The organism is Methylophilus sp., from assembly GCF_052437885.1.
GTDB lineage: Bacteria > Pseudomonadota > Gammaproteobacteria > Burkholderiales > Methylophilaceae > Methylophilus.
On the sequence record NZ_JBQVPB010000008.1, the window covers coordinates 1 to 22,268 of the forward strand.

Annotated in this window: 21 protein-coding genes; 12 read left to right on the forward strand and 9 right to left on the reverse strand. The window is 54.8% G+C overall.

What is annotated here, in order from left to right:
- Positions 1 to 820: 820 nt before the first annotated feature.
- The 7 genes from ACT6RZ_RS09460 to ACT6RZ_RS09490 all read left to right on the forward strand — a co-directional run bounded on the left by ACT6RZ_RS09460 (position 821) and on the right by ACT6RZ_RS09490 (position 7,660).
- Positions 821 to 2,401 carry a Na+/H+ antiporter gene (locus ACT6RZ_RS09460; protein WP_444701873.1) on the forward strand — a complete coding sequence of 527 codons (1,581 nt, stop codon included), beginning with the start codon at positions 821 to 823 and terminating at the stop codon, positions 2,399 to 2,401.
- A gap of 220 nt (positions 2,402 to 2,621) precedes the next feature.
- Entirely contained in the window at positions 2,622 to 2,843 is a 222-nt protein-coding gene (locus ACT6RZ_RS09465; protein WP_444701874.1) for a hypothetical protein, read from the forward strand.
- A 57-nt stretch (positions 2,844 to 2,900) separates the two neighbouring features.
- Positions 2,901 to 3,311, forward strand: coding sequence for a YeeE/YedE family protein (locus tag ACT6RZ_RS09470; RefSeq protein ID WP_444701875.1), 411 nt, complete (start codon positions 2,901 to 2,903; stop codon positions 3,309 to 3,311).
- A gap of 43 nt (positions 3,312 to 3,354) precedes the next feature.
- Positions 3,355 to 3,774 carry a DUF6691 family protein gene (locus ACT6RZ_RS09475; protein ID WP_444701876.1) on the forward strand — a complete coding sequence of 140 codons (420 nt, stop codon included), beginning with the start codon at positions 3,355 to 3,357 and terminating at the stop codon, positions 3,772 to 3,774.
- Positions 3,775 to 4,026: 252 nt separating this feature from the next.
- On the forward strand, positions 4,027 to 4,482 hold the full coding sequence (locus ACT6RZ_RS09480; protein ID WP_379032793.1) for a (2Fe-2S)-binding protein: 456 nt from the start codon (positions 4,027 to 4,029) through the stop codon (positions 4,480 to 4,482).
- A gap of 11 nt (positions 4,483 to 4,493) precedes the next feature.
- Positions 4,494 to 6,656 (forward strand): molybdopterin cofactor-binding domain-containing protein, encoded by a 2,163-nt coding sequence (locus tag ACT6RZ_RS09485; protein WP_444701877.1) that lies wholly within the window; start codon positions 4,494 to 4,496, stop codon positions 6,654 to 6,656.
- Between the two features lie 5 nt (positions 6,657 to 6,661).
- Positions 6,662 to 7,660, forward strand: a complete 999-nt coding sequence (locus ACT6RZ_RS09490) for an XdhC family protein (protein WP_444701878.1) — start codon at positions 6,662 to 6,664, stop codon at positions 7,658 to 7,660.
- Between the two features lie 87 nt (positions 7,661 to 7,747).
- Here ACT6RZ_RS09490 and ACT6RZ_RS09495 read toward each other — a convergent pair whose 3' ends face one another.
- The 6 genes from ACT6RZ_RS09495 to ACT6RZ_RS09520 all read right to left on the reverse strand — a co-directional run bounded on the left by ACT6RZ_RS09495 (position 7,748) and on the right by ACT6RZ_RS09520 (position 11,431).
- Positions 7,748 to 8,344, reverse strand: a complete 597-nt coding sequence (locus ACT6RZ_RS09495; protein ID WP_444701879.1) for a nucleotidyltransferase family protein — start codon at positions 8,342 to 8,344, stop codon at positions 7,748 to 7,750.
- A 102-nt stretch (positions 8,345 to 8,446) separates the two neighbouring features.
- Complete coding sequence (gene msrA, locus ACT6RZ_RS09500) at positions 8,447 to 9,724, reverse strand: peptide-methionine (S)-S-oxide reductase MsrA (protein WP_444701880.1); 1,278 nt, start codon at positions 9,722 to 9,724, stop codon at positions 8,447 to 8,449.
- Positions 9,721 to 10,197, reverse strand: a complete 477-nt coding sequence (locus tag ACT6RZ_RS09505) for a DoxX family protein (protein WP_444701881.1) — start codon at positions 10,195 to 10,197, stop codon at positions 9,721 to 9,723. Before ACT6RZ_RS09505 ends, msrA begins: the two co-directional genes overlap by 4 nt.
- On the reverse strand, positions 10,148 to 10,432 hold the full coding sequence (locus ACT6RZ_RS09510; RefSeq protein ID WP_444701882.1) for an HvfC/BufC family peptide modification chaperone: 285 nt from the start codon (positions 10,430 to 10,432) through the stop codon (positions 10,148 to 10,150). The genes ACT6RZ_RS09505 and ACT6RZ_RS09510 overlap by 50 nt, the downstream gene beginning before the upstream one ends.
- Positions 10,405 to 11,187, reverse strand: coding sequence for a DUF692 domain-containing protein (locus tag ACT6RZ_RS09515; RefSeq protein ID WP_444701883.1), 783 nt, complete (start codon positions 11,185 to 11,187; stop codon positions 10,405 to 10,407). The genes ACT6RZ_RS09510 and ACT6RZ_RS09515 overlap by 28 nt, the downstream gene beginning before the upstream one ends.
- A gap of 28 nt (positions 11,188 to 11,215) precedes the next feature.
- Positions 11,216 to 11,431, reverse strand: a complete 216-nt coding sequence (locus ACT6RZ_RS09520) for a hypothetical protein (RefSeq protein ID WP_444701884.1) — start codon at positions 11,429 to 11,431, stop codon at positions 11,216 to 11,218.
- 168 nt (positions 11,432 to 11,599) lie between these two features.
- Between ACT6RZ_RS09520 and ACT6RZ_RS09525 the strand changes: the two genes are divergently transcribed.
- Complete coding sequence (locus ACT6RZ_RS09525; RefSeq protein ID WP_444701885.1) at positions 11,600 to 12,139, forward strand: sigma-70 family RNA polymerase sigma factor; 540 nt, start codon at positions 11,600 to 11,602, stop codon at positions 12,137 to 12,139.
- Complete coding sequence (locus tag ACT6RZ_RS09530; protein WP_444701886.1) at positions 12,136 to 12,777, forward strand: NrsF family protein; 642 nt, start codon at positions 12,136 to 12,138, stop codon at positions 12,775 to 12,777. The genes ACT6RZ_RS09525 and ACT6RZ_RS09530 overlap by 4 nt, the downstream gene beginning before the upstream one ends.
- A 91-nt stretch (positions 12,778 to 12,868) precedes the next feature.
- Here ACT6RZ_RS09530 and ACT6RZ_RS09535 read toward each other — a convergent pair whose 3' ends face one another.
- Positions 12,869 to 13,900: a trypsin-like peptidase domain-containing protein gene (locus tag ACT6RZ_RS09535; RefSeq protein ID WP_444701887.1), complete on the reverse strand. Its 1,032-nt coding sequence runs from the start codon at positions 13,898 to 13,900 to the stop codon at positions 12,869 to 12,871.
- Positions 13,901 to 14,149: 249 nt separating this feature from the next.
- Here ACT6RZ_RS09535 and ACT6RZ_RS09540 point away from each other — a divergent pair, with 249 nt between their 5' ends.
- Positions 14,150 to 14,479 (forward strand): hypothetical protein, encoded by a 330-nt coding sequence (locus ACT6RZ_RS09540; protein ID WP_444701888.1) that lies wholly within the window; start codon positions 14,150 to 14,152, stop codon positions 14,477 to 14,479.
- Between the two features lie 125 nt (positions 14,480 to 14,604).
- Positions 14,605 to 15,831, forward strand: a complete 1,227-nt coding sequence (gene sbmA / locus ACT6RZ_RS09545) for a peptide antibiotic transporter SbmA (protein WP_444701889.1) — start codon at positions 14,605 to 14,607, stop codon at positions 15,829 to 15,831.
- Positions 15,832 to 16,707: 876 nt separating this feature from the next.
- On the opposite strand, the gene ACT6RZ_RS09550 is transcribed toward sbmA, so the two are convergent.
- Positions 16,708 to 18,870 carry a sensor domain-containing protein gene (locus ACT6RZ_RS09550; protein ID WP_444701890.1) on the reverse strand — a complete coding sequence of 721 codons (2,163 nt, stop codon included), beginning with the start codon at positions 18,868 to 18,870 and terminating at the stop codon, positions 16,708 to 16,710.
- A complete protein-coding gene (locus ACT6RZ_RS09555; protein ID WP_444701891.1) occupies positions 18,870 to 21,455 on the reverse strand; it encodes a chemotaxis protein CheW in 2,586 nt (861 codons plus the stop codon). The genes ACT6RZ_RS09550 and ACT6RZ_RS09555 overlap by 1 nt, the downstream gene beginning before the upstream one ends.
- A gap of 350 nt (positions 21,456 to 21,805) precedes the next feature.
- On the opposite strand from ACT6RZ_RS09555, the gene ACT6RZ_RS09560 reads away from it, so the two are divergent.
- Positions 21,806 to 22,261 (forward strand): DUF2721 domain-containing protein, encoded by a 456-nt coding sequence (locus ACT6RZ_RS09560; RefSeq protein WP_444701892.1) that lies wholly within the window; start codon positions 21,806 to 21,808, stop codon positions 22,259 to 22,261.
- The last annotated feature ends 7 nt before the right edge of the window (positions 22,262 to 22,268 follow it).

The window sequence follows — 22,268 nt, forward strand, 5'->3', positions numbered from 1 at the left end:
TGGGCGTCCAACGAAACTCGCCCTAGCGGCTTGCACACTGCGCAAGCCACCGCGGAACTCGAACAGACGCTGGCCGACCCCTCCCACGCTGACTGCGCTACTCGGCGCGTCAGATAGGGGCCCGTTAAAACCACACGCTCTCACGTAAGCTGAGACTCGCCGCTTTTATTCCCGCGCAAACATTGAAATAAAACAAAGCAAAAACCGAAATGAAACAAAACCCACCAACAAACCTAAAGAATTGGTTGGTTGGTTGGTTGGTGGGTTGGTGGGTTGGTGGGTTGGTTTTAGTTTTGGAAGTTAAGAGGGTTACTAAGCGCCCTGTGCAGTTTGAGCTTCACCACTCCCTAAACGTGGTGGGTCTAAATGGGCCCCTATCTGACGCGCCGAGTAGCGGAGTCAAAATAAGGAGGAAGGGAGCGACTGTCTGAGCTCCGCGGTGGCCTGCGTCTTGTGCAGGCCGCTAGGGCGAGTTTCGTGACCGCTTATTTTGATGAGCAACGCAGGAAACAAGCGGAAGCTAGGGTGCCCTTTCTTTTGGTTACATTTTCTTTGGGCAAGCAAAGAAAAGTAACTCGCCTACAGGCGAAATAAAATGCTCAAATAGAGCACAGAACCATCCAAAAAAATACCAATGACAACTTCAATCAGATCCAACATCCAACCAATGCTAATCATTAACCTTGCCTGCGCACAACATCAACTTTAACCCTTTCCACAAATACACCCCGATTCGGCCGCAAACTAAAACCCCAGCATTAAAGAGTAATATCTATACTCTGCGGTTGTAACCACAGCTTTTCGATATTGAAAAATCATTATGAGCAACGAATTCTATTTCAACCTGATCCTCTTGTTTCTGGTCGCCATCATCGGCCTCGAACTGGCAGCCAAAAAACTGCGTTTACCCCCTGCAGTGGCGCAACTGGTAGGCGGTGCAGTGATTGCTTTCTTGCCTGGCCTTCCCGCCTTCGAAATAGACCCCGCACTGGTGCTGGTGGTATTTTTACCGCCATTGCTGATGGATGGCGCTTATTTCACCGTTTGGCATGAGTTCCGCCGTCACCTGTCTGGCATCTTGCTGCTGGCGATAGGTGCAGTGCTATTCACCACCCTGGTCGTCGGCCTGGCCTTGCATGCATGGAACCCTGGCTTGCCATGGGCGGTGTGTTTCGCGCTGGGGGCCATCGTGTCGCCACCGGATGCGATCGCGGCCAAAGCGGTGTTGCAGCGGGTGGCGTTGCCGCGCAAATTACTGGTGTTGCTTGAGGGGGAAAGCCTGCTCAATGATGCTACCGGGCTGGTGTTGTACAAGTTCTCGATCGCGGTGGTGCTGACCGGGGTATTCTCCATGCAGTCTGCGGTGGGCGAGTTCGTGCTGCTCAGCGTGGGCGGCGTGTTGCTGGGGGCGGTGTTTGCTTATTTGGTGTATAAGATCCTCGGCTTTCTGGAAGATACCGCGCTCGTGATACTGGCCTCGGCGTTACCGGGCTGGATATGTTACGTGGTGGGCGAGCACCTGGGGGTTTCCGGCGTGATCGCTACCGTGACCTACGGCATGATACTGGGCTGGTTCCAGCACGAGATCATGACGGCCACCGCGCGCAGGCGTGGCAGTGCTTTCTGGGAGATCATGATCTTCATACTTGAATCGCTGGTGTTCATCCTGATCGGTTTATCGCTGCGCGGTGTGTGGGAAAGGATAGAGCATGCCGAAAAATCATGGGGCGCTTACAGTATGGAGGTGCTGCTAGTGCTGGTGGCGGTCATCGTTTCACGCTTTATCTGGATATTTGCGGTAGACGCCCTCACCAGGCTGTTCAGGCAGCCGCAGAAAACGCAGTTACAGACCAACTGGCGTGAATCCTTTGTGAAAAGCTGGGCCGGCATGCGCGGGGTAGTCACGCTGGCGGCGGCACTGGCGGTGCCGGCGCAAGTGCCGGGGCGCGACCTGATGTTGTTATGCGCGTTTGCCGTCATCCTGGTGACAGTGCTGGTGCAGGGTACCAGCATAGGCTGGCTGATACGCGTACTCAATATCAGGCATGTGGCGCATGAGCAGGTCTATCTTAACGAGCCGCAAACCTGGGCCAGGCTGGAAGCCGTGCAGTTCGAGGTGGTCAAACAGCTGGCGCATGATGAAGCGGGGGCGGTGATACACCCGCGCCTGCTGGAGCAGTATGGTTACCGTGCAGATTTATCCCACAGCCTGAAAGACGCGCATGCGCTACCTGCCGATATACGCAAAGCGCATTTTGATGTGGTGCTGGCAGCGGTGGCCGCCGGACGTGAGGAATTGCTGCGCTTGCACCGCTCCGGCCAGATCCATGACGAACTGCTGCATATGATGGAGCGCGACCTGGATATTCAGGAGATCGCCGCTTTGCACACCCGCGGCTGAGGCAGACCCTGAATCCACATTTTTTGTGGATAACTTTTGGGGTGGCCTGTGGGTGGATCGTGTAAGTCATTGATTGGCTGTGGGAATTCAGGGGTGATTAAAATAAGGGCGTTATCTGCAGCGTGCGAATATGCGTGACAAGAACAATTTTTTGTGTGTTGTCTGCAAGCAGAACCCGGCGTAGGATAGAGTGACCATAAGCAATGTTGGGGGAAAGATGATGAAAAAGCTTTTTTATATCGACTATCCGCAAGAGCATTTTGAGGGCCACGCGCATCGCTATCGTTGCGCGTTCTGCAAGCAGGAGACCACCAAGATCAATGGTAGGCTGGAAGGGCATCTGGCCAGTTGCGAATTTCGCATCGCGCTGGAAAAAGTGGGTTTTGAATGCAATCAGAATGTGCCGCGCCCCAACCTGGATACCACAGACGAAGAGGATTGACCTCTGATCGCGCAGACCGGCAAAAATCAATCTATCTTATTTCTGAGCGCATAGGCGATGACCCACTTCACTCCCTGGCAATCCCTGATCGGTGGCTTGCTGATCGGTTTTTCTACCCTGTTGTTGATACGCTGGCTGGGTAAAGTGGCTGGCATCAGCGGCATCGTCGGCCAGTTGTGGGCTGGCAATGCCAGCGATAAAGCCTGGCGGCTGGCGTTTGTCATCGGCCTGCTGTTGTCACCCTTTGTTTATCAGGTATTCACGCCACTGCCGGAGATACAGATAGCAGCGGGTCTGCCAGTGTTGATAGTGGCAGGTCTGCTGGTCGGTTTTGGTACCCGCCTGGGCTCGGGTTGTACCAGTGGCCACGGGGTTTGCGGCTTGTCGCGGCTGTCGTTGCGCTCGCTGGTCGCCACCCTGACCTTTATGCTGGTGGCGATGGTGGTGGTATGGCTCAGCCGCCATTGATGACCAGCCTGAACGCAGCACTATCATTTGAAGGAAGCGCACAATGGTGAACCTGATCGCATTGCTGGCAGGGCTGGTATTCGGCCTCGGCCTGATCATAGGCGGCATGACCAATCCGGCCAAAGTACTGGCGTTTCTGGATATCGCCGGTGACTGGGACCCGTCACTGGCGTTCGTCATGCTGGGCGCGATCGCTGTCGGTTTTTTTGCCTTTCGTGAGGCCAGCCAGCGCACCTGGAGCGTGTTGGGGTTGTCTATCGATCTGCCGCAAACCACCCGCATTGACCGGCCACTTATCATCGGAGCGGTGCTATTCGGCATAGGCTGGGGCCTGGCCGGGTTTTGCCCGGGCCCGGCGGTCGCTTCGTTGCTGGTGGGCGGCAGTGGCGTGTGGATATTCGTCGCCAGCATGCTGACCGGCATGGCGGTGTATACACTGGCCGAGCGGCAGGGCTGGCTTTAATCGCCACTGGAGTCCTCCCCCGGCTTTGCTTAACACCTCGCTATAGCAGATCAAACCTGGCGAAAAAGCGAGCCAGGCTGATCAGCCACCCCCCTGTGCAGAATTAAATTTTCCATTTTTTCCGGCACAATCTATTCATACATACAACCATGTATGTTAGGATGTTTTCATAAAGATGAAGCCCCGTCAGCAGGGTTTTGCGCACTGACCCCAACGGTTGTACTAACGTCCGTCACCAAGGAACCCTTACCGATGAAACTCAATATCAATGGCAAAGAAACAGAATTAAACGTCAGCGATGATATGCCCATTTTATGGGCGATCCGCGATATCGCCGGTTTGACCGGCACCAAATTCGGCTGTGGCATGGCCATGTGCGGCGCGTGTACCGTGCACCTCGATGGGCAGGCCATACGCTCCTGCGTAACGCCGGTGAGTGCCGCCGCAGGCAAGAAGATCACCACCATAGAAGCCATGCAGGACGACAAGGTCGGCCAGGCAGTGCAGGCCGCCTGGCAGCAGATCGATGTGGTGCAATGCGGTTACTGTCAGTCTGGCCAGATCATGTCGGCCACCTCATTGCTCAGGCAGAACCCCAAGCCCAGTGATGCCGATATCGATGCGGCCATGAGTGGCAATATCTGCCGTTGCGGGACTTATCAGCGCATACGGGTAGCCATACACCAAGCTGCCGAAAAACTGGCCTAAGGAGAGATACCATGAACGATATGATCAACTTCTCCCGCCGCAGCTTTATCAAGAGTACTGCCCTGGTGGCTGGTGGCCTGGTCGTGGCATTCAGCATTCCGCAGGCCAAGCGCTTTATGGGCGCGGCCAATGCCGCTGAAACATTGACCTTGCCGCCACCGAATGCATTTTTGCGCATAGGCGCGGATGACAGTATCACCGTGATGCTGGCCCATAGTGAGATGGGGCAAGGCATATGGACCACACTGCCTATGCTGATCGCCGACGAGATGGATGCCGACTGGAGCAAGATCAAGGTCGAGCATGCACCGGCAGCGCCTGCTTATGTGCATACCGCTTATGGCATCCAGATCACTGGTGGTTCTTCCACCACCTGGTCTGAGTTTGAACGCTATCGCCAGGCCGGCGCCCTGACCCGGGCTTTGTTACTGCAGGCCGCCGCCAAGCAATGGAAAGTGCCGGTTGACGGTTTGCGCACTGAAAACGGTTATGTGATCAATGGCACGCAGAAACTGAGTTACGGGCAACTGGTAGACACGGCCAGCACGCTGGAAACGCCTAAGAATGTCGTGCTGAAAAAACCTGAACAGTGGAAGTTTATCGGCAAGCCGACCAAACGCCTGGATAGCGCCGACAAGATCAACGGCACGGCCAGGTTTGGACAGGATGTACAGTTTGATGGCCTGAAGATCGCCATGGTGGCGCGGGCGCCGGTGTTTGGCACCAAACTCAAGTCTTATGATGACAGTGCCACGCGCAAGATCCCCGGTGTGATCAACGTGGTCAAGGTGCCGACCGGCGCTGCCGTGATCGCCGAAAATTACTGGGCTGCCAAGCAGGGGCGTGAAGCACTGAAACTGGTGTGGGACGAAGCGGGGCATGACAGGCCGGATACGGCGCAACTACTCAAGCAATACCAGGCTTTGGCCGGAAAACCCGGAGTGCAAGCGGCCAAGGCTGGCGATATTGCCAGTGCCGGCAAAAAGGCCAAACAGACCGTGACTGCAGAATACGTGCTGCCATTTCTTTCGCATGCCCCTATGGAACCGCTCAATTGCGCGGTCAAGATCTCGGGTGACGGTTGCGATATCTGGACCGGCACGCAGATGCAGACCACAGACCAGGCGGCTGCGGCCAAGATCCTGGGCCTGAAGCCGGAACAGGTGAAGATACATACCCAGTTTCTCGGCGGTGGTTTTGGTCGTAGAGCCAACCCGCGCGCAGACTTTGTCTCCGAGGCGGTAGAAGTGGCCAAAGCCGCTGGCTTGCCGGTGAAAACCGTGTGGAGCCGCGAGGATGATGTCAAAGGCGGTTTTTACCGGCCCATGTTTGTGCACCGCGCCAGTATCGCGCTGGATGCACAGGGCAAGCCATTGGTCTGGCAACACACGCTGGTCGGCCAGTCTATTATCAAAGGCACGCCGTTTGAGGGCGTCATGATCAAGGATGGTATCGATGCGACCTCGGTAGAGGGCGTGGCCGATTCGCCGTATGTGAAAGGCACTGCCAATCACCAGGTGCACCTGCATACGGTGCCGAGTGATATCCCGGTGTTGTGGTGGCGTTCGGTCGGCCATAGCCATTCAGGGTTTGTCATGGAAAGCCTGATAGACGAACTGGCACATGCCGCCAAACAGGAGCCGCTGGCTTACCGGCGCCAGTTGCTCAAAGACCATCCACGCCATCTGGCGGCACTCAACCTGGCGGCGGATAAAGCCAGCTGGGGCAAGCCTTTGCCAGCCGGTGTGTTCCGCGGCATCGCCGTGCATGAGTCTTTTGGCAGTTATGTGGCGCAAGTCGCCGAAGTCTCGGTCAAAGAAGGCGAAGTCAAAGTCCATCGCGTGGTGGTCGCCATTGATTGCGGCCTGGCAGTGAACCCTGAGGGTGTGCAGGCGCAAATGGAATCTTCAGTGGCGTATGCACTGGGTGCGGCCCTGAGCAGCGAGATCAGCTTTAAAGACGGCCAGGTGGTGCAGTCGAATTTCCATGATTACCAGGTGTTGCGCATGAAAGATATGCCTAAAGTAGAGGTGCATATCGTGAAAAGCAGCGAAAAAATGGGCGGTGTGGGCGAGCCTGGTGTGCCGCCTCTGGCCCCGGCGGTGGCTAACGCCGTGTTTGCCGCCACCGGCAAACGCATACGCCGCCTGCCTATCGGTGACCAGCTGGCGTAACCCTGATGCAATCTTCTGATCAGGAAGTGTTGCAGCGCGCCAGCGACTGGTTGCAGCAAGGTTATGCTGCGCATCTGTTCACCGTGATCCAGACCTGGGGCTCCGCGCCCCGGCTGCCGGGCGCTATCCTGGTGGTGCGCGAGGATGGCCACCTGGTGGGCTCGGTGTCCGGGGGCTGTATAGAGGATGACCTGGCAGATAAAGCCAGGCATCAGGCTTTGCCTGAGCAGGCGTCTATCATGGACTATGGGATCAACCAGGCAGAAGCCCAGCGTTTCGGTATCCCCTGCGGCGGGCAGCTCAAGATCTTTTGCGAGCCGCTCAGCCATGCAGCGCAGTTGGCGCCCATGCTGGCAAGCCTGGCGCAACGGCGCTTGCTCAAGCGCTCTGTGCATTTGACCAGCGGCGAGGTGAAACACCATTATGTATTGCCTGAAGGCCAGCCTTATCTGGAGGCAGACTGGTTTCACAGCTATTTCGGCCCGCAGTGGCGCTTGCTCATCATAGGGGCCAACCAGTTGGGCTCGATATTGGCCGCCATGGCGCAGGCGCTGGATTTTCATGTCATGATCTGTGACCCGCGCGAAGAAATGCGTGCTGAATGGCATGTAGAAGGGGCCGACTGGTTGCCTGGCATGCCGGATGATGTGGTGCTGGAGATAGCGCCTGACCCGCATACCGCCATCGTCGCCGTCACGCATGACCCCAAGCTGGATGATATGGCCTTGCTCGAGGCGCTTAAATCGCAAGCCTTCTATATCGGGGCTTTGGGCGCCGCCAAAAATCAGGAAAAGCGCAAACAACGTCTGCGCAGCTTTGATTTAAGCGAGCAGGAAGTCAACCGCCTGCATGGGCCGGTCGGGCTGCGCATAGGCAGTCGTACCCCTGCCGAGATCGCAGTCTCGATACTGGCCGAACTGATACAGGAGCGAGCGCAACTGCAGCAGTCCGGCGTTGCTCAAACCGGGATAGCTCAAACCGGCGACAAGCGCGCGGTCGCCTGAGCACTCGGATGTGACATCAGGCAGGTGGGTGCGGCATCAGACCACGCCCAGGACAGTCAAGATCAGTCCAGCCCAGCCCAGCCAAGATCAGTCAAGATCAGCCAGCGTATCGATATCCCGCAAAATGCCGCTATCCTCGCCGGCCAGCAAAAACACTTCATGCGCATGGGCGCGTAACACTGCGCGTGCGCCCTGATCACCATTCACGGCCAGCAGGGCCTGCGCAAACCGGCTGGCAAAGCCGACCGGGTGACCACGCTGCCCGTTGACCGCCGGTTGTACGATGGCAGAAAACGCCAATTGATGCGCCACTTTGCGGATAGTGTCTGGCTGGATATAAGGCATATCTGCCAGCGCAATGACAAAGCCAGTCGCAGCCGGAAAAGCAGCCTGGGCCGCCTGCACACCCAGCTTCAGGCTATCTGCCATCTCCGTCGCATCTGCTGCGCACGGTGTGACACGAAAACCCTGAGCGATCAGCGCATCCTGTAACAGTACATTCTCCTGCCGCACCACTGCCACTGCTTGCGGTAAAGCAGCTATCAGGGCCTGCGCGGCAGTCTCTGCCACAGATGATCCGCTAGCCAATGGATGCAGCAATTTATCCTGCGGGCCAAAGCGGCGCGAAAATCCGCCCGCCAGCAAAATACCCACAACCAGTGACTGTTGCGTGTGATCTGTCACAAACATCCTTGAAAGCCAAATGTGGCCATATAAAGTAATGCCATATTATGAATCGAGTTGTGCGACTTTTAACAATTTGATACTCGAGACTCGTTCAAGACTTTAAATAGTCTTATCCTTTTTATCCGGCACAAACTTTAAAACAGCGCTATTGATGCAATACCTTTTACCAGTCGGTGGCGGGCCGTCGTCAAACACATGGCCCAGGTGTATGCCCGAGCTGGCGCTCAGTACTTCAGTGCGGCGTGCACCATGGCTGGTGTCTTCTTTCAATACCAGTGCGCCAGGCAACGGGTCAAAGAAGCTCGGCCAGCCGGTGCCGCTGTTGAATTTTTTGTCACTGCGGAACAGGCGCTCGCCTGACACCGGGTCTACATAATAGCCCGCGGCATGGTTATCGAGGTTAGAGCCGGTGAAAGGCAGCTCTGTGCCTTTTTCGAAAGCGATCTTGCGTTGCTCGGCCGTCAGCGTTTGCACACCCAGCCAGCGCCAGAAACGCTGTTTGTTACCATCATAGCCAGTGTAACGCGCTGCCTCTTTGCCATTTTCAAACAGCACTATGGTTGGCGTCGCCCATAACGCTTCCTTCAGCACCCAGCCGGCAGGCGCCTGGGTGGCGTAAGTTTTGTCTATGCTGACATCGGATTTCCACTGACTCATGATGTCTTTTTCAAACGCTTTGCAAAAATTGCATACTTCAGATTCGAACACCACCAGTTGCTTTGTCGCCAGCTTCTTGCCATCCAGCGTTGCGGCCGCCACCGGGGCCGCCACGGTATTGCCGGGAAAAGCCACGCCAGTGCCGCCTAGCCCGCAATAGCCATTCGGGTTTTTCTTCAGGTATTGCTGGTGGTAACTTTCGGCCGGGTAAAACGCTTTAAGCGGCGTGATCTCGGTGGTGATCTTGCCTAAACCGGCTTTGCTTAAAGCCTGCTGGTAAATATCCCTGGTCTGTAGCGCGGCTTGTTGCTGGCTGGCTGAGTTGTAAAAGATCGCACTGCGGTAATTGGAGCCTATATCATTGCCCTGGCGGTTGCCCTGGGTAGGGTCGTGATTCTGCCAGAACGCCGCCAGTACTTTATCCAGCGTGGTCACCTGGCTGTCAAAAGTGACTTTCAGGGCCTCGGCATGGGTAGCCGGCTGGTTGGAATGACCTTCTTTAGAAACCGATTCATAGGTGGGGGAGGCGCTGCTGCCACCCGCATAACCGACTTCGGTCTTGATCACGCCGGGGATCTCGCTCATGCGTTTTTCGGCGCCCCAGAAACAGCCCATGCCTAGCACCAGCGTGTCTTTTTGCGTGTCTGCGTATGCAGGCATGGCCAGCAGCAAGCACAGGCATAACAGCAAAGCACTTTTCAGATCGCGTATCAGCTTCATGGTGATGGCTCCTGCACGCTGTAGCGTCCGCTACCTTGCGTCAAAATGGTGAATAACATCAGTGACAACATCAGCGGCACTTTAAATCCCAGGCCTGCTTCGGTGTCTATCTGGTTCCAGCCGGCCCAGCCTAAATCAAAATGCACAGTGTAGATGGCGACATAGCTGATAAATAACAGACCCAGCGCTGCCAGCCGGCTATAAAAACCTATCAAGAGTGCGAACCCGAATGCGATCTCGCCGCTGCCCGCCATCACCCAGTTCAGGTCTGGGCCCAGCAAAGCCAGTGGCCAGGGAAACGACAGGCTGCTGAACCACTCCGGCGCATGAATGCCGCCACTGAGTTTGGTATACCCCGCCACTAAAAACTCCTGCCCCGCCCATAGTCTCAGGGACAGCAAGCCCAAGTCGCTCAGATATGGGTCACGTATGCCCGCTATCAGTTTCGCGTGCCAGAAATGCCAGGAATTCATCTTTTAAGTCTCCATAATAATGTGATGTCCAGGCAGACTGGCGTACGAATGCCTGTATCAATGTTTTCCATGCCGCTTCACCCAGTTGCTCGCGGATGGCCGGAAAATGTGCTTCAACCATCTGGCTCGCCCCCAGGTATACCAGGTGCCGGTAAGCGCGCATGCCGGATTCGCCGTAGCCGGGCGGGATCACCTCAGTCACGCCCCTTATATAGAGATAGAAGTCTTCAGGCATGATAGTTGTTGATTAATGGTCGCCAGCGAGGGGATGTCGTTGTCCCATTCCAGCAGAATGGGGATATCGTATCGCTGGTGCAGTGTCAAGGCGGCCTCGCGCGTTGCCGTCTCCACGCCCTGGCTATGGGTATCAATATACAGGCCGAAACGCTCATCAAACTCGTGGCCGGCTACGTGCATATAGGTCACGCGCTGCATCTCAACCTGATCTAAAAACTGCTGCAAGCCTGCCAGCTGGTGGTTCTTGTGATTGACCACGATATTGTTGATATCGAGCAAGATATGACAGTCTGCCCGCTCTACCACCCGCATCAGGAACTCCACCTCGCTCATGTCGCCGATGTTGGTATAGTAGGTGGTGTTCTCGACTGCGATCCTAGTGCCCAGTACATCCTGCACATGTCTGATGCGGTCGCTGATACGGATCACCTCGCGATCAGTGAACGGCACCGGGAAAAGATCATACAGCTGGTGCGCGTCGCCACTGGCGGCCAGGTGGTCGGAATAATACTCAGCCTGCAGGTCATGCATCAGTTCGCGCACGCTGTTGAGGAAAGCATGCTCTATAGGTGCGCTGCCACCCAGGTTGAGAGAAACACCATGCAGCCGGACCGGGCGGCCTGCGTCTATGAGCTGGTAAAGCGGCGCCCTGTCACGACGTATCCAGTTTTCAGGCGCGACTTCAAAGAAATCGGCATCTATAGACGCTATCTGCCAGTCATTCATTTCTGCGCGGTAACCGAGTCCGGCCATGGTGATATCCCTGTTTCCTTAATCCGGCTTACTTCTTGGAGCAGGAAGCTTCTTTTTTACTGCAAGAGGCTTCTTTTTGCTCACCGACAGCTTCTTTTTTAGAGCAGGAAGCGTCTTTTTTCTCGGCAGCTTTCTCTTTTTTGCTACAGGTGCCGGCGCTGCATTTTTTTTCTGGCGGGCTACCGGCAAAAGCACTGGTGGCGATGATAGTGGTGGCGAGTACAGCTAACTGTTTGATATTCATTTTAAAAACTCCTGTCAGGGTTGAGATGCATTGCGCAGTTTGTGTTGCTCTCTGCACAATGTTCTCTTGCTAATACGTGGCAGTGCGGATTATGGTTACACTTGTTAATAAAAATATTTTTTTGCAGCCCTGTGTAACTTTTATACTTCATAAGCGAATAGAACAATGATGAGTGAAGAAGAACTGCGTGCGTTGATGTTGCGTGCCCTGGATGGCGATGCAGCGGCCTATCAAAAGGTATTGCAGAGTATCAGTTCGCTGGTGCGTGCCTATTTCAGGCGACGCCTGAGCAGTGCCCCTGATGAGATCGAGGATCTGTTGCAGGAGACGCTGCTGGCGATACATACCAAACGGCATACCTACCACAGGGAACAACCCTTCACGCCGTGGCTGTATGCGATAGCACGTTACAAAATGATAGATTGTTTGCGCAGGCGTGCGCATCATGAAGCCTTGAATGACCCGTTTGATGACGATGTCGAATGGATGTCCGCTGATGATGGTGAGGCCGCTGCCTCGAACAAAGACCTGGCGGTGATGCTCGCCGCATTGCCCGCCAGTCAGCGCTTATCGATACAGCACACCAAACTGCAGGGTTTGTCGGTGGCTGAAGCGGCGGCTATGACAGGGATGTCTATCTCTGCCATCAAAGTGGCGGTGCATCGCGGCATGAAAGCACTGGCCAATAAGTGGAAGGAACAAGCATGAAAACTGATGAATTGATCCAAATGCTGGCTACCGGGGTAGAGCCGGTCGCGCAGCATGCCAATGAAAAAGCACTGGGCCAGGCACTGCTGGCGGGGGCATGCATCTCCCTGCTATTGCTGATCACCATTTATGGCATACGGCCAGATTTAAGCGCAGTGAGCACCAGCTTTGCTTTCTGGATGAAACTGGGGGTGCCGCTGACTAGCGCCCTGACAGCGCTGGTGTTACTTATCACATTGTCCAGACCGGGCAAGTCTCTGCAGGCAGCTTACTGGCTACTGCCACTGCCGGTATTGGCTTTATGGATATGGGCGATTGCCAGCTGGCTGGGCACAGAAGCAAGCCAGCATGCGGACATGGTCTGGGGCAAGACCTGGCGCGTCTGCATCATGAATATCACATTGCTGGCAGTGCCGGTAGGCACGCTGACGCTGCTGACCTTACGCAACCTGGCGCCTACACGGCCGGCGTTGACCGGCGCAATCGCCGGCTGGCTGGCGGGTAGCAGCGGTGCCAGTATCTATGCCCTGCATTGCCCGGAAATGGCGGCGCCTTTCCTGGCGATCTGGTATGTGCTGGGTATGCTGGTGCCTACGGCGATCATGGCTTATGTCGGGCACCGTAGTTTGAGGTGGTAAGCTCAGCAGCATTACTTGCTTAACCACTTTCACCGTTGTCATACTGGCCTCCGCCGGTATGACGAATAGGCTGTTAGCGTTTTGCTTGCAGTTAATTGCTCTGCTTCAGCTTGCTGATCTGCTGTGCGATCAGATCGCCCTGCGTTTTATCCAGTGCCGAGACCGCGGGTTGCAGTGATTCCAGCGCGCTCAGGTTGTTCTGCACCAGCGCGATACGTGACAACGCCAGCATGGCATCCAGGTCACGCGGGTTGATGCTATAAGCGCGTTTAAAATCCTTTTCTGCCTGTGGCAGTTGCAGCAGGCCTTCTTCCGCCAGGCCTAAAAAATACCAGGCATCTGCCGACCCCGGTTCCTTGCCGGTCCACTGCTCAGCAATGGTTTTCAGCGCGGCCCATTCTTCATTCTGATACGGGATCACCACCTGCATAAAATAAGGCCGCTCGGCGATGGGCAACGCCCAGAACGGCACTTCCTGGGTTTTCAATGAAACCACGTCCGGGCTATCCATCAATTCCTTGATCCACTCCACCGGCAAGCTGTAAAAAAACGCGTGATGGCCAGGGCTTTTAAACGTGGTCAGGCCGATCAGGTTAAAGTCCTGGTCAAACAGGGCGCCGCCGCTGGATCCCATGGCGAAGGTCGCGCTGGAGCGTACGATCTGGCCGCCATCGTAAGGGTAAATGCCTTTGATCGTGCCATACGAAGTCTGTGGCACCGGCGACCCGGCCGGAAAACTCAGCGTGAACACTTCTTCTTCGTATTGCAGGGTCTTACTTTCGCGCATGGGCACTGGTTTGAATGGCAGTGGTGTGAATTTAAGCAGGCAGAGATCGCGTCGCCAGTTGGCCTTGAGCCCAGTTGGCTGGTAACCATCGCGGAATTTGGCGATATTGGCACCGTTACTATTGGCGATCACATGGCAATTGGTGGCGACATATTCCGGGCTGACCACGACACCCGAGCCACGTCCGTTGGAACCACCAGGCAGGTCGGTGGTGACCATCACGATAGAATGCCCCAGTTCCAGGGTATCGACCATGTCCGGCTGCGCCTGCGCCAACAGGGGGGTGGCCAAAAGGGGGGTGAAAGTGAAACAAAAAAACGCTACTATTTTTTTCATGCGTATCCCCGCCTGTGGTTAATGCTGCCGATTGAAGTAAGCGTTATGACCAGCAAAATAAAGAAACGTTTTCAGCATGCCACAGATAGTCGCATAAGGGGGAATCGCTGGATCTTAAGCCTAAGCACAACGGGCATTTCACCGCCATGTAAGGATATTCTGACAGGCAAATAGGCGATATCCTTCTTATTCCTACAGACAGGCACCTCTACCATTGCACATTAAATAACGAGTTGAATGGTTCACGTAATGCACGCAAAATCCTATATGGTTCCAAAATTGATCTTTGCCAACGTACTGGCCGTCATCATGATGACGTTTGAACAGCACGCCCCGGCCGAAATGCAGCAAACACCGCAAAAAGAGCCACAAAAATTGGTAGACGGCCAGGCCCGTCAACCTGAGCCTGTGGTACAGGTTGCTGCCAGCAAACAAGACAATCAGGAAGTCGTGGTTGAGCATGCCGTGGCCAAAAAACGCATGCACAACACCCAGCACAAAGCGAGAACACCTCACACCCGGTTTATCAGCAGCAAGTCAGCGCCTATCGATTGCTGCTTCCGCGGTTACAAGAGCTAGTGACCATACATTAAGTCACTGAAACGAACATCATTGATCCTCCAAAAGCCTCCTAGCGAGGCTTTTTTCTTGCAGGTCTTTGCTTCAAGCAATACACTGGCAAAAAACATCCTAAAGAAAAATCCATGTTCAAATCCTTTTTCCCTGACTCCCGCTGGTTCTGGCCTTCAGTCATTTTATGGTCTGTGATCTCCTGCGGGGTGTGGTTCGAGTTTTCTAGCGTGATAGGCGCTATGGTCGGCCTGAACATGAGTGAAAAAGAGCCGGTGATCGGCCTGGGCCACTTTGTCACCGACTCCTTCAAATTGTTTTATGTGTATTACACCGTCAGTGTCGCCATTTTCGCTTTACTCTGGTTCACGCTGAAACCCAGCCGCTGGCAATGGTGGTCTATAGTCGGTTCGGCTTTTATCCTGTTTTCAACCTATTATTCAGTACAGGTGTCAGTCGCGATCAATAACTGGCGTCGGCCGTTTTTTGATGGCGTACAGGCGGCGCTGTCACCCAACTCCAAAGTGACCACCGCCGAGCTATACACGCTGATGCTGCAGTTTGCCGAGATCGCCTTCGTCGCCATCTTTATCTATGTCATCACGCGTTTCTTCGTCAGCCACTATATCTTCCGCTGGCGCACGGCGATGAACGACTTTTACACCAGCCAATGGCCGCAAGTGCGCCGCATTGAAGGTGCCTCGCAGCGGGTGCAGGAAGATACCATGCGCTTTGCCACCATTATGGAAGGCCTGGGCGTATCCATGGTAGAAGCCATCATGACGCTGGTGGCTTTCCTGCCGGTGTTGTGGAGCCTGTCGGCTTATGTCAGCGAACTGCCGGTGTTCGGCGCGGTGCCTGCACCGCTGTTCACCGCCGCGATCGCCTGGTCAGTGTTTGGCACATTATTGCTGGCAGCCGTGGGTATCAAATTGCCGGGCCTGGAATTCAGGAATCAACGGGTAGAAGCCGCATACCGCAAAGAACTGGTGTATGGCGAGGATAATGCGGAACGGGCGCAACCGGCGACCTTGAGATCGTTGTTTCAGGATGTGCGTACAAATTACTTCCGCTTGTATTTCCACTATATGTATTTCAATGTGGCGCGCAGCTTGTATTTACAGGCAGATAATATATTTGCTTACCTGATCCTGGTGCCTACCATTGCGGCAGGCAAGATCACTTTCGGTATCCTGCAGCAGATACTGACAGCGTTCTCGCAAGTGAGTAACTCGTTCCAGTATCTGGTGAATTCGTGGACGACGATCGTTGAGTTGTTGTCGGTGTATAAGCGTTTGACGGCATTTGAGGCAGCGATCAAGCATGAGGCATTGCCGGAGATTGAACATACGAACTCATGATTTAAGTGCTGCAACAGCGGGGCGTGCCAGCGCAGACTGGGTTTGTGCTTTATTTGGTTGGATATTACATCCGCGATCACTTTGTAATTGGTATTTCTTTGGATGATTTCACCCTTTTCTTTCGCCTCTAGGCGAGTTACTTTTCTTTGCTTGCCCAAAGAAAATGTAACCAAAAGAAAGGGCACCCTAGCTTCCGCTTGTTTCCTGCGTTGCTCATCAAAATAAGCGGTCACGAAACTCGCCCTAGCGGCCTGCACAATACGCAGGCCACCGCGGAGCTCAGACAGTCGCTCCCTTCCTCCTTATTTTGACTCCGCTACTCGGCGCGTCAGATAGGGGACCCTGAAAGACACTACGCGGTTACTTGGGTGAGTTCCCCTACATTGCATCCCACTCGATCAGTGCAATAAAACAAATCAAAAAGATAGTTGGCGGGTTGGTCTTAGATTACACAGGTGCTTAGCGCCCTCTGTCCATTGAGTTCAATCATTGTGTCATCGTGGTGATTTTAACGGGCCCCTATCTGACGCGCCGAGTAGCGCAGTCAGCGTGGGAGTTTTCGGCCAGCGTCTGTTCGAGTTCCGCGGTGGCTTGCGTAGTTTGCAAGCCGCTAGGGCGAGTTTCGTTGGACGCCCACGTTGACGAGCAACGCAGGAAACAAGCGGAAGCTAGGGTCCATTTCTTTTGGTTACATTTTCTTTGGGCAAGCAAAGAAAAGTAACTCGCCTAGAGGCGAAATAAAAGGGTGCAATAGAGCACTGAAAAATCCAAAGAAATACCAATTAAAACGTCACAACAAATGCAACTAGCTCACTGGCAGTCTCGCCGGCCCCCAGCATGCCATGCTGCACACTAAAAACGCAATAATGGCCAGTCTTACCTGGCCACTCTCTGCATATGATCAAACTTAGGCTGTTGCTCGCGCATAAACTCAGCCAATGCCTGTTCCGACAACGGTCGGCTGTAATAATAACCTTGCCCTACATCGCAGCCACTGTGTAGCAGAAAACGGTGCTGGTATTCCGTTTCTATGCCTTCTGCAGTCACCGATTTATGCAGACTTTTACCCAGGTTGATCAGCGCCAGCAGGATGTTGCCGTTAGTCACGCTTTGCTCCAGGTCTTGCACAAAGGCTTTGTCTATCTTGAGTTCATCGATAGGGTAGTTTTTCAGGTAGGCCATATTGGAGTAGCCTATGCCGAAGTCATCAATGGCGATGCAGACGCCCAGCCGTTTCAGTTGTTCCAGCGTGCGCGTGAACATGGCTTCGTCCTTGAATCTGGCGTTTTCGGTGACTTCCAGTGTCAGCAGGTGTGGCGGCACGCGCTCCTGGCGCAGTACCCGTTGCACGGTTTCGACCAGGTTGCCGCGTAAGAACTGGATAGGCGATACATTCACGGCGATAGGTACCAGGTAGCCCCATTCGGTCTGCATGGATTTGATTTTCTGGCAGGCGGTCTGCAGTACCCATTCACCGATGGCGAAAATATGCCCGGTTTCTTCTGCCACCGGGATAAATTCGTCCGGCGGGATCAGGCCTTTTTCCGGGTGCTGCCAGCGTATCAGCGCTTCGAGTGCGTTGATGTTGCCATGCTGCATATTGATCTGTGGCTGGTAGTACAGCATCAGCTCCTGCCTTTGCAAGGCGTGGCCCAGGCCGTATTCGATCTCGTTGCGTTCGCCCAGTTGCTGCGCCAGCGTGCCGCTGAACATCTGTACTTTATTCTTGCCGGCATTTTTGGCGCTGTAGAGGGCCGAGTCTGCGCAGCTGAGCAGGGCGTCTATCTCCTGGGCGTGGTCAGGGTAGATACTCACGCCCACGCTGCAGGTCATGTTGAATACATAGTCGCCTATCTCTATCGGCAGAGAGATGGCTTCCATCACGCGTGCCAGCAGCGGTTCTGCATCTTCGCCTGCGCGCAGACCGGGGTAAAGCATGACGAATTCGTCACCGCCAAAGCGCACGATGGCGTCGGTAGGGCGGGTGCTCTGTATCAGGCGTTGCGCGACATTCTCCAGCATTTTATCGCCGGCTCTGTGGCCCAGGGTGTCGTTGATGAGCTTGAAATGGTCCAGGTCTATAAATGCGATCGCGATCTTGCGCTGCATCTTGTCGGCTTCGGCGATCAGGCTGGCCAGTTTGCCGCTGAAGGCATGGCGGTTGAGCAAGCCGGTCAGGTTGTCGGTGACGGCCAGCTGGTGTATCTGCTGCTCATGATTGCGGCGGCTGGTGATGTCTTCTACCGTGCCTTCGTAATACAGGATATGGCCCAGGGTGTCATAGACCGCATGCGCATTCTCTGATATCCAGATGGTTTCGCCGTTGTGGCGGTAGACTTCGGATTCAAAGTTCTGCACACGGCCATAGGCGCTGATGGCGGCAGTGAATTCGCCACGCCGGCTTTCGGCGACATACAGTTGGGTGCTGATATTGTTGAGGTCGCTGATCAGCTCGTCGGCAGAGGCGTAGCCGTACAGATCGGCCAGGGCCTGGTTGGCATTCAGGTAGGTGCCGGATTCAGTGGTCTGGAACATGCCCAGGGTGGAGTTATCAAACATGGAGCGGTATTTTTGCTCGGTGCTGAACAATGCCTGCTCTATGCGTTTGCGGTCGCTGATGTCCTGAATGATGCCTTCCAGCGCCACTGGCTGGCCTTCGTCATCAAAGACACCGCTGCCACGTTCGGCCACCCAGACGATATCGCCATTGGCGCGCACGATGCGGTATTCCAGCTGGAAACGCTCACTTTTTGCCAGCGCTTCGGCAATGATGGCTCTGGCTTTTTCCCTGTCATCGGGGTGGGTGAGGCGCTCATAGGAGATGTCTTTATTCAGCAGCAACTCGGGCGGCGTATAACCAGTGAGTGACTGGCAGCCTTTGCTGACATAGATCATGGTCCAGCTGTCGTCATACAGGCAGCGATAAACCATGCCATCCAGGTTGTCCAGCAAGGTATCCATCAGGCGTTGCTGTTGCGCGGTGAGTAAGGATTCCATGATGTCGTTTTGCATGATGCCGAGTATGGTTTGGCTGTTCATCAGACAAGTACCTGTTCTTCCTGCCTGAGTGTACGCACGGTGAGCGCCTTGTTCCACATGCTTTGCGCGGTGACCAGTGTCAGCATGCTGTGCTGCGCGATGTTGGCAATGGCGATACCGGGGTTATGGCTGACGCCCCTGAACAATGCCGTCATCGGCTGGATCTGGCCTGGCGTCAGATACGGGATCTCACCGAGCGCCGAGACGAATACGCCAAATTTAAGCGAGCTGGATTTATCTTCTATCACAATGATCTGCCGGTAATCGGTGGAGTAATGGGCGTGGCCCAGCATGCGTGCCAGGTCTATGATGGGGATCACCTCATTCTGGTAGGCATGCATGCCGGCGATAAAGGGTGCCGGTTCTGGCAGGGTGCGTAATTGCACTTCATCTATCGCTTCGCGCACATACTGCGTTTCTATGCCCATCCAGGTGTCGGCCACGTAGAAAGTCGCATATTCCTGGGTGTCCTTGCCGTATTGCAGGAACAGGTTGGGGTTGAACTTGTTGTGTATGACCTGCGCTTCGGCGCTGATGCGCTGATTGATCTCATCCACCTTGCCCAGCGGTGTAAAGATCAGCGCCACCACCTTGTTGCGGTAGCTGTCCTGCGCGCCTTTGTATTCGCGGTAGCCATAAGAGGCATGCGCGCCCACGGCGTAATAGGTGTTGTGATAAACGGCGATATCAAACAGCTGTTCGCCTTCTTTCAACTTGCCTATGGCCGGGATCAGCTCAAAACTCTCGCCGATGGCGATCTCGCCGTGGGTGCTGGAGATCACGCTGGACTGGTCATTGACGAACACGGTAAAGCTGCCTGCCACCGGCGCATCATCGCCATCACGCGGCACCACATCCTGCAGCATGGCCTGAAACTGCGGCGTGCTGTCAAACACGATGGCGATGCCGCCGACTATGCTGTTGACCTCCAGGTGGCGGATAGGCGCGGCGTAAATATAGGTGCATTGGTCGCCGTATAACGGCGTTTTCTCAAACGGCGACACCACATAATCCTGGGTCGACAGACAACTGCGCGTGCGGCCTACCCAGTCATCCTGCAATTGGGTGCCGACCAGGTGTTCATAACGGTGGTTGGACACCGCCATTACTTCCCCCTGGCGGTCAAACACGATCAGGTTGTCATACACGGTATACAGGCCATTGATATAACGCAAGGTCTCGGTCATCTTGCGTTTGTCGTCTTTGCTGACCTGGCTTTGTGCCAGCAACTCTCTGAAACTGTGAGTAAGCGCCCACCAGCGGACGTCATTGGCGCGCTCGTACAGGTTGCGGTCCAGGATATCCACTGCCATTTGTGCGCAAAAACTGGAGTTTTCCAGCATCACCGATACCACGGTCTGGTAAAGCTCGGACACCATCTGCTCAATGATCTGCTGCGTCTTATGGCCGGTATTGCTGATCTCGCACAACAGGGTCTTCGAGAAGTTCTTTTGCTGGGTATCCACATAATTGCTTTGCCAGATATTGCCGTTCCACACTGACTGGTTCAGCTTGCTCTGTATGCTGGCGGCCTGCTTGGGGATATTGAGCAGGGTGTCTGAGAATATCATGGGGCTGCGCATGACCTTGCGCAGGGTCTCGCCATCGATCTGTGCCACCATGGCGTGCATGGTGTGGTGAAACGCATATTGCAGCGGGATCATGGCCTGGCCCAGCCAGCCCGGCCCCAGATAACCCTGGTAGCCCTGGGAGTGTTTGGTGACGCATAAATATTCGCGCCCGGCAAAGCGGCAGATAAACCAGTCCTGATCGGGTGCGGTGCACAGTTTGGCGCCCAGCGGGATCTGGTAGGCATCGCTTGATGCGATCACATTGCGCTGCTCGTCCAGCAGTACGCCGACTGTCCAGTCGTTCTCGGCGATCAGGTTGTGGAATATGGTATCCAGCTCATTGACGAACTTGAAGCAAAGACACAATACGCCCAAAGGCTTACGGCCATCCTGGCTGCGCACCTCATGGGCGTAGACCAGTGATTTATAAGTGCGGCCATTGAGCTCGGTCTCGTAAAAACGCTCTATATACGGCTCGCTGGATTGCTGCGCCAGCGCCACGATAGGGTGGAAATGATCCAGCATGGTCTGGCTGGGGTCCAGTTGATGCAGTAGCTGGCCCTGGCTGTCAAACAGCACTATGTTCTCGTAGACCGTATATTTTTTCTGGTATTCCTCAAACCGCGAACACAGCGCATCGTGCTGTTCATCGGTCAGCGCGCCCTGCATGTATTGCGCCAGATAATCGCGCACATCGTCATCGGTGGCAAAAAATCCGATATCGGCGGTGCGCTCAAACAGGTTGCGCACCAGCAGGTTGATGATCTCAAACGCCTTGGAAGATAATTGCGCCGCCGTTTTGCGCAAAGTCTCCTGCGAAAGGTGCTGCAGCACATCATTGGAGATGGTGTTAAACGCACTGCGGGTATGCTCCATTTCGGAACCAGTGCCCGAAAGCTGAGCCATTAACGCCAGGCTATCCCAGGCGTTTTGCAGTTGATAGATGCGGGAACGAAAGTCATTAACTTGTCTGAAATGGCTGGTAAGTTCATCGGTAAGGGGTTGCTTGAGCATGAAACACTTTCAAAATCATCGGATATCCCAGCCATGTACAGCAAGAACGGGTCCTAAACTGAAGTCGCAATACTTTGAATAAGCGGCAAAAAAGGCCGCTTCCTTTTGCTTTGAGGCCTGCAAACGGTCATTTCCCGCCTGCTTGTGCCTGTAGCTAGGCTGGAATCCATAGAGAAAGCGCCTGATTCAACGCCAGGCGCACTTGGATAGGGCGTTGATTCCCTGTATTGGTGCAGAAATGAGGGTGGTAAAAGTGCTATCCGCGCGGAGGAATATAGGTATGTTGCCCGGGCACAAGAACTGCTTGCAGCACAGGCAGGCGATCACTGCAGAAAGGAAGCATGCCGGTTATGATAGCTAGCGCATTTGACATCCACAACGTATCGGGGGCCATCCGCGATGCGGTCGCGCCGGTGTTTTTGCTCACCGGCATAGGTTCCATACTCGGTGTGCTGATAGGCCGCCTGGGGCGGTCTATAGACCGGGCGCGCTTTCTCACCGACGCGCCGGAAGAAAAACGCGAGCGTTTCATGGATGAGCTGAAGATCATTGTGCGGCGCACCAGCTGGTTGCGGCGGTCTATAGGCCTGGCGACATTTGCCGCGCTGTGCATCTGCGTCTCCATCGCCAGTATGTTTCTTTCTGTAGAAACCGGCTTGCGTTTGCCACACCTGGTGATGATCTCTTTTATTATCTCCATGGCCTCGCTGATACTGGCCCTGCTGTGTTTTTTGCGCGAGATCGTACTGGCCTCACGCGAGGTGATTGTGCCCTACCAGCAACTGCAAAAGCTGAAAAAACGCTGATCTGACA

Coding starts and splice junctions, on each gene's coding strand:
- ACT6RZ_RS09510 (WP_444701882.1), bottom strand. CDS start 10,432: ATGCCTGAAGACTTCTATCTCTATATAAGGGGCGTGACTGAGGTGATC.
- ACT6RZ_RS09460 (WP_444701873.1), top strand. CDS start 821: ATGAGCAACGAATTCTATTTCAACCTGATCCTCTTGTTTCTGGTCGCC.
- ACT6RZ_RS09555 (WP_444701891.1), bottom strand. CDS start 21,455: ATGCTCAAGCAACCCCTTACCGATGAACTTACCAGCCATTTCAGACAA.
- ACT6RZ_RS09480 (WP_379032793.1), top strand. CDS start 4,027: ATGAAACTCAATATCAATGGCAAAGAAACAGAATTAAACGTCAGCGAT.
- ACT6RZ_RS09530 (WP_444701886.1), top strand. CDS start 12,136: ATGAAAACTGATGAATTGATCCAAATGCTGGCTACCGGGGTAGAGCCG.
- ACT6RZ_RS09535 (WP_444701887.1), bottom strand. CDS start 13,900: ATGAAAAAAATAGTAGCGTTTTTTTGTTTCACTTTCACCCCCCTTTTG.
- ACT6RZ_RS09490 (WP_444701878.1), top strand. CDS start 6,662: ATGCAATCTTCTGATCAGGAAGTGTTGCAGCGCGCCAGCGACTGGTTG.
- ACT6RZ_RS09515 (WP_444701883.1), bottom strand. CDS start 11,187: ATGGCCGGACTCGGTTACCGCGCAGAAATGAATGACTGGCAGATAGCG.
- ACT6RZ_RS09540 (WP_444701888.1), top strand. CDS start 14,150: ATGCACGCAAAATCCTATATGGTTCCAAAATTGATCTTTGCCAACGTA.
- ACT6RZ_RS09475 (WP_444701876.1), top strand. CDS start 3,355: ATGGTGAACCTGATCGCATTGCTGGCAGGGCTGGTATTCGGCCTCGGC.
- ACT6RZ_RS09520 (WP_444701884.1), bottom strand. CDS start 11,431: ATGAATATCAAACAGTTAGCTGTACTCGCCACCACTATCATCGCCACC.
- ACT6RZ_RS09485 (WP_444701877.1), top strand. CDS start 4,494: ATGAACGATATGATCAACTTCTCCCGCCGCAGCTTTATCAAGAGTACT.
- ACT6RZ_RS09505 (WP_444701881.1), bottom strand. CDS start 10,197: ATGAATTCCTGGCATTTCTGGCACGCGAAACTGATAGCGGGCATACGT.
- ACT6RZ_RS09550 (WP_444701890.1), bottom strand. CDS start 18,870: ATGAACAGCCAAACCATACTCGGCATCATGCAAAACGACATCATGGAA.
- ACT6RZ_RS09465 (WP_444701874.1), top strand. CDS start 2,622: ATGAAAAAGCTTTTTTATATCGACTATCCGCAAGAGCATTTTGAGGGC.
- msrA (WP_444701880.1), bottom strand. CDS start 9,724: ATGAAGCTGATACGCGATCTGAAAAGTGCTTTGCTGTTATGCCTGTGC.
- ACT6RZ_RS09525 (WP_444701885.1), top strand. CDS start 11,600: ATGAGTGAAGAAGAACTGCGTGCGTTGATGTTGCGTGCCCTGGATGGC.
- ACT6RZ_RS09470 (WP_444701875.1), top strand. CDS start 2,901: ATGACCCACTTCACTCCCTGGCAATCCCTGATCGGTGGCTTGCTGATC.
- ACT6RZ_RS09560 (WP_444701892.1), top strand. CDS start 21,806: ATGATAGCTAGCGCATTTGACATCCACAACGTATCGGGGGCCATCCGC.
- sbmA (WP_444701889.1), top strand. CDS start 14,605: ATGTTCAAATCCTTTTTCCCTGACTCCCGCTGGTTCTGGCCTTCAGTC.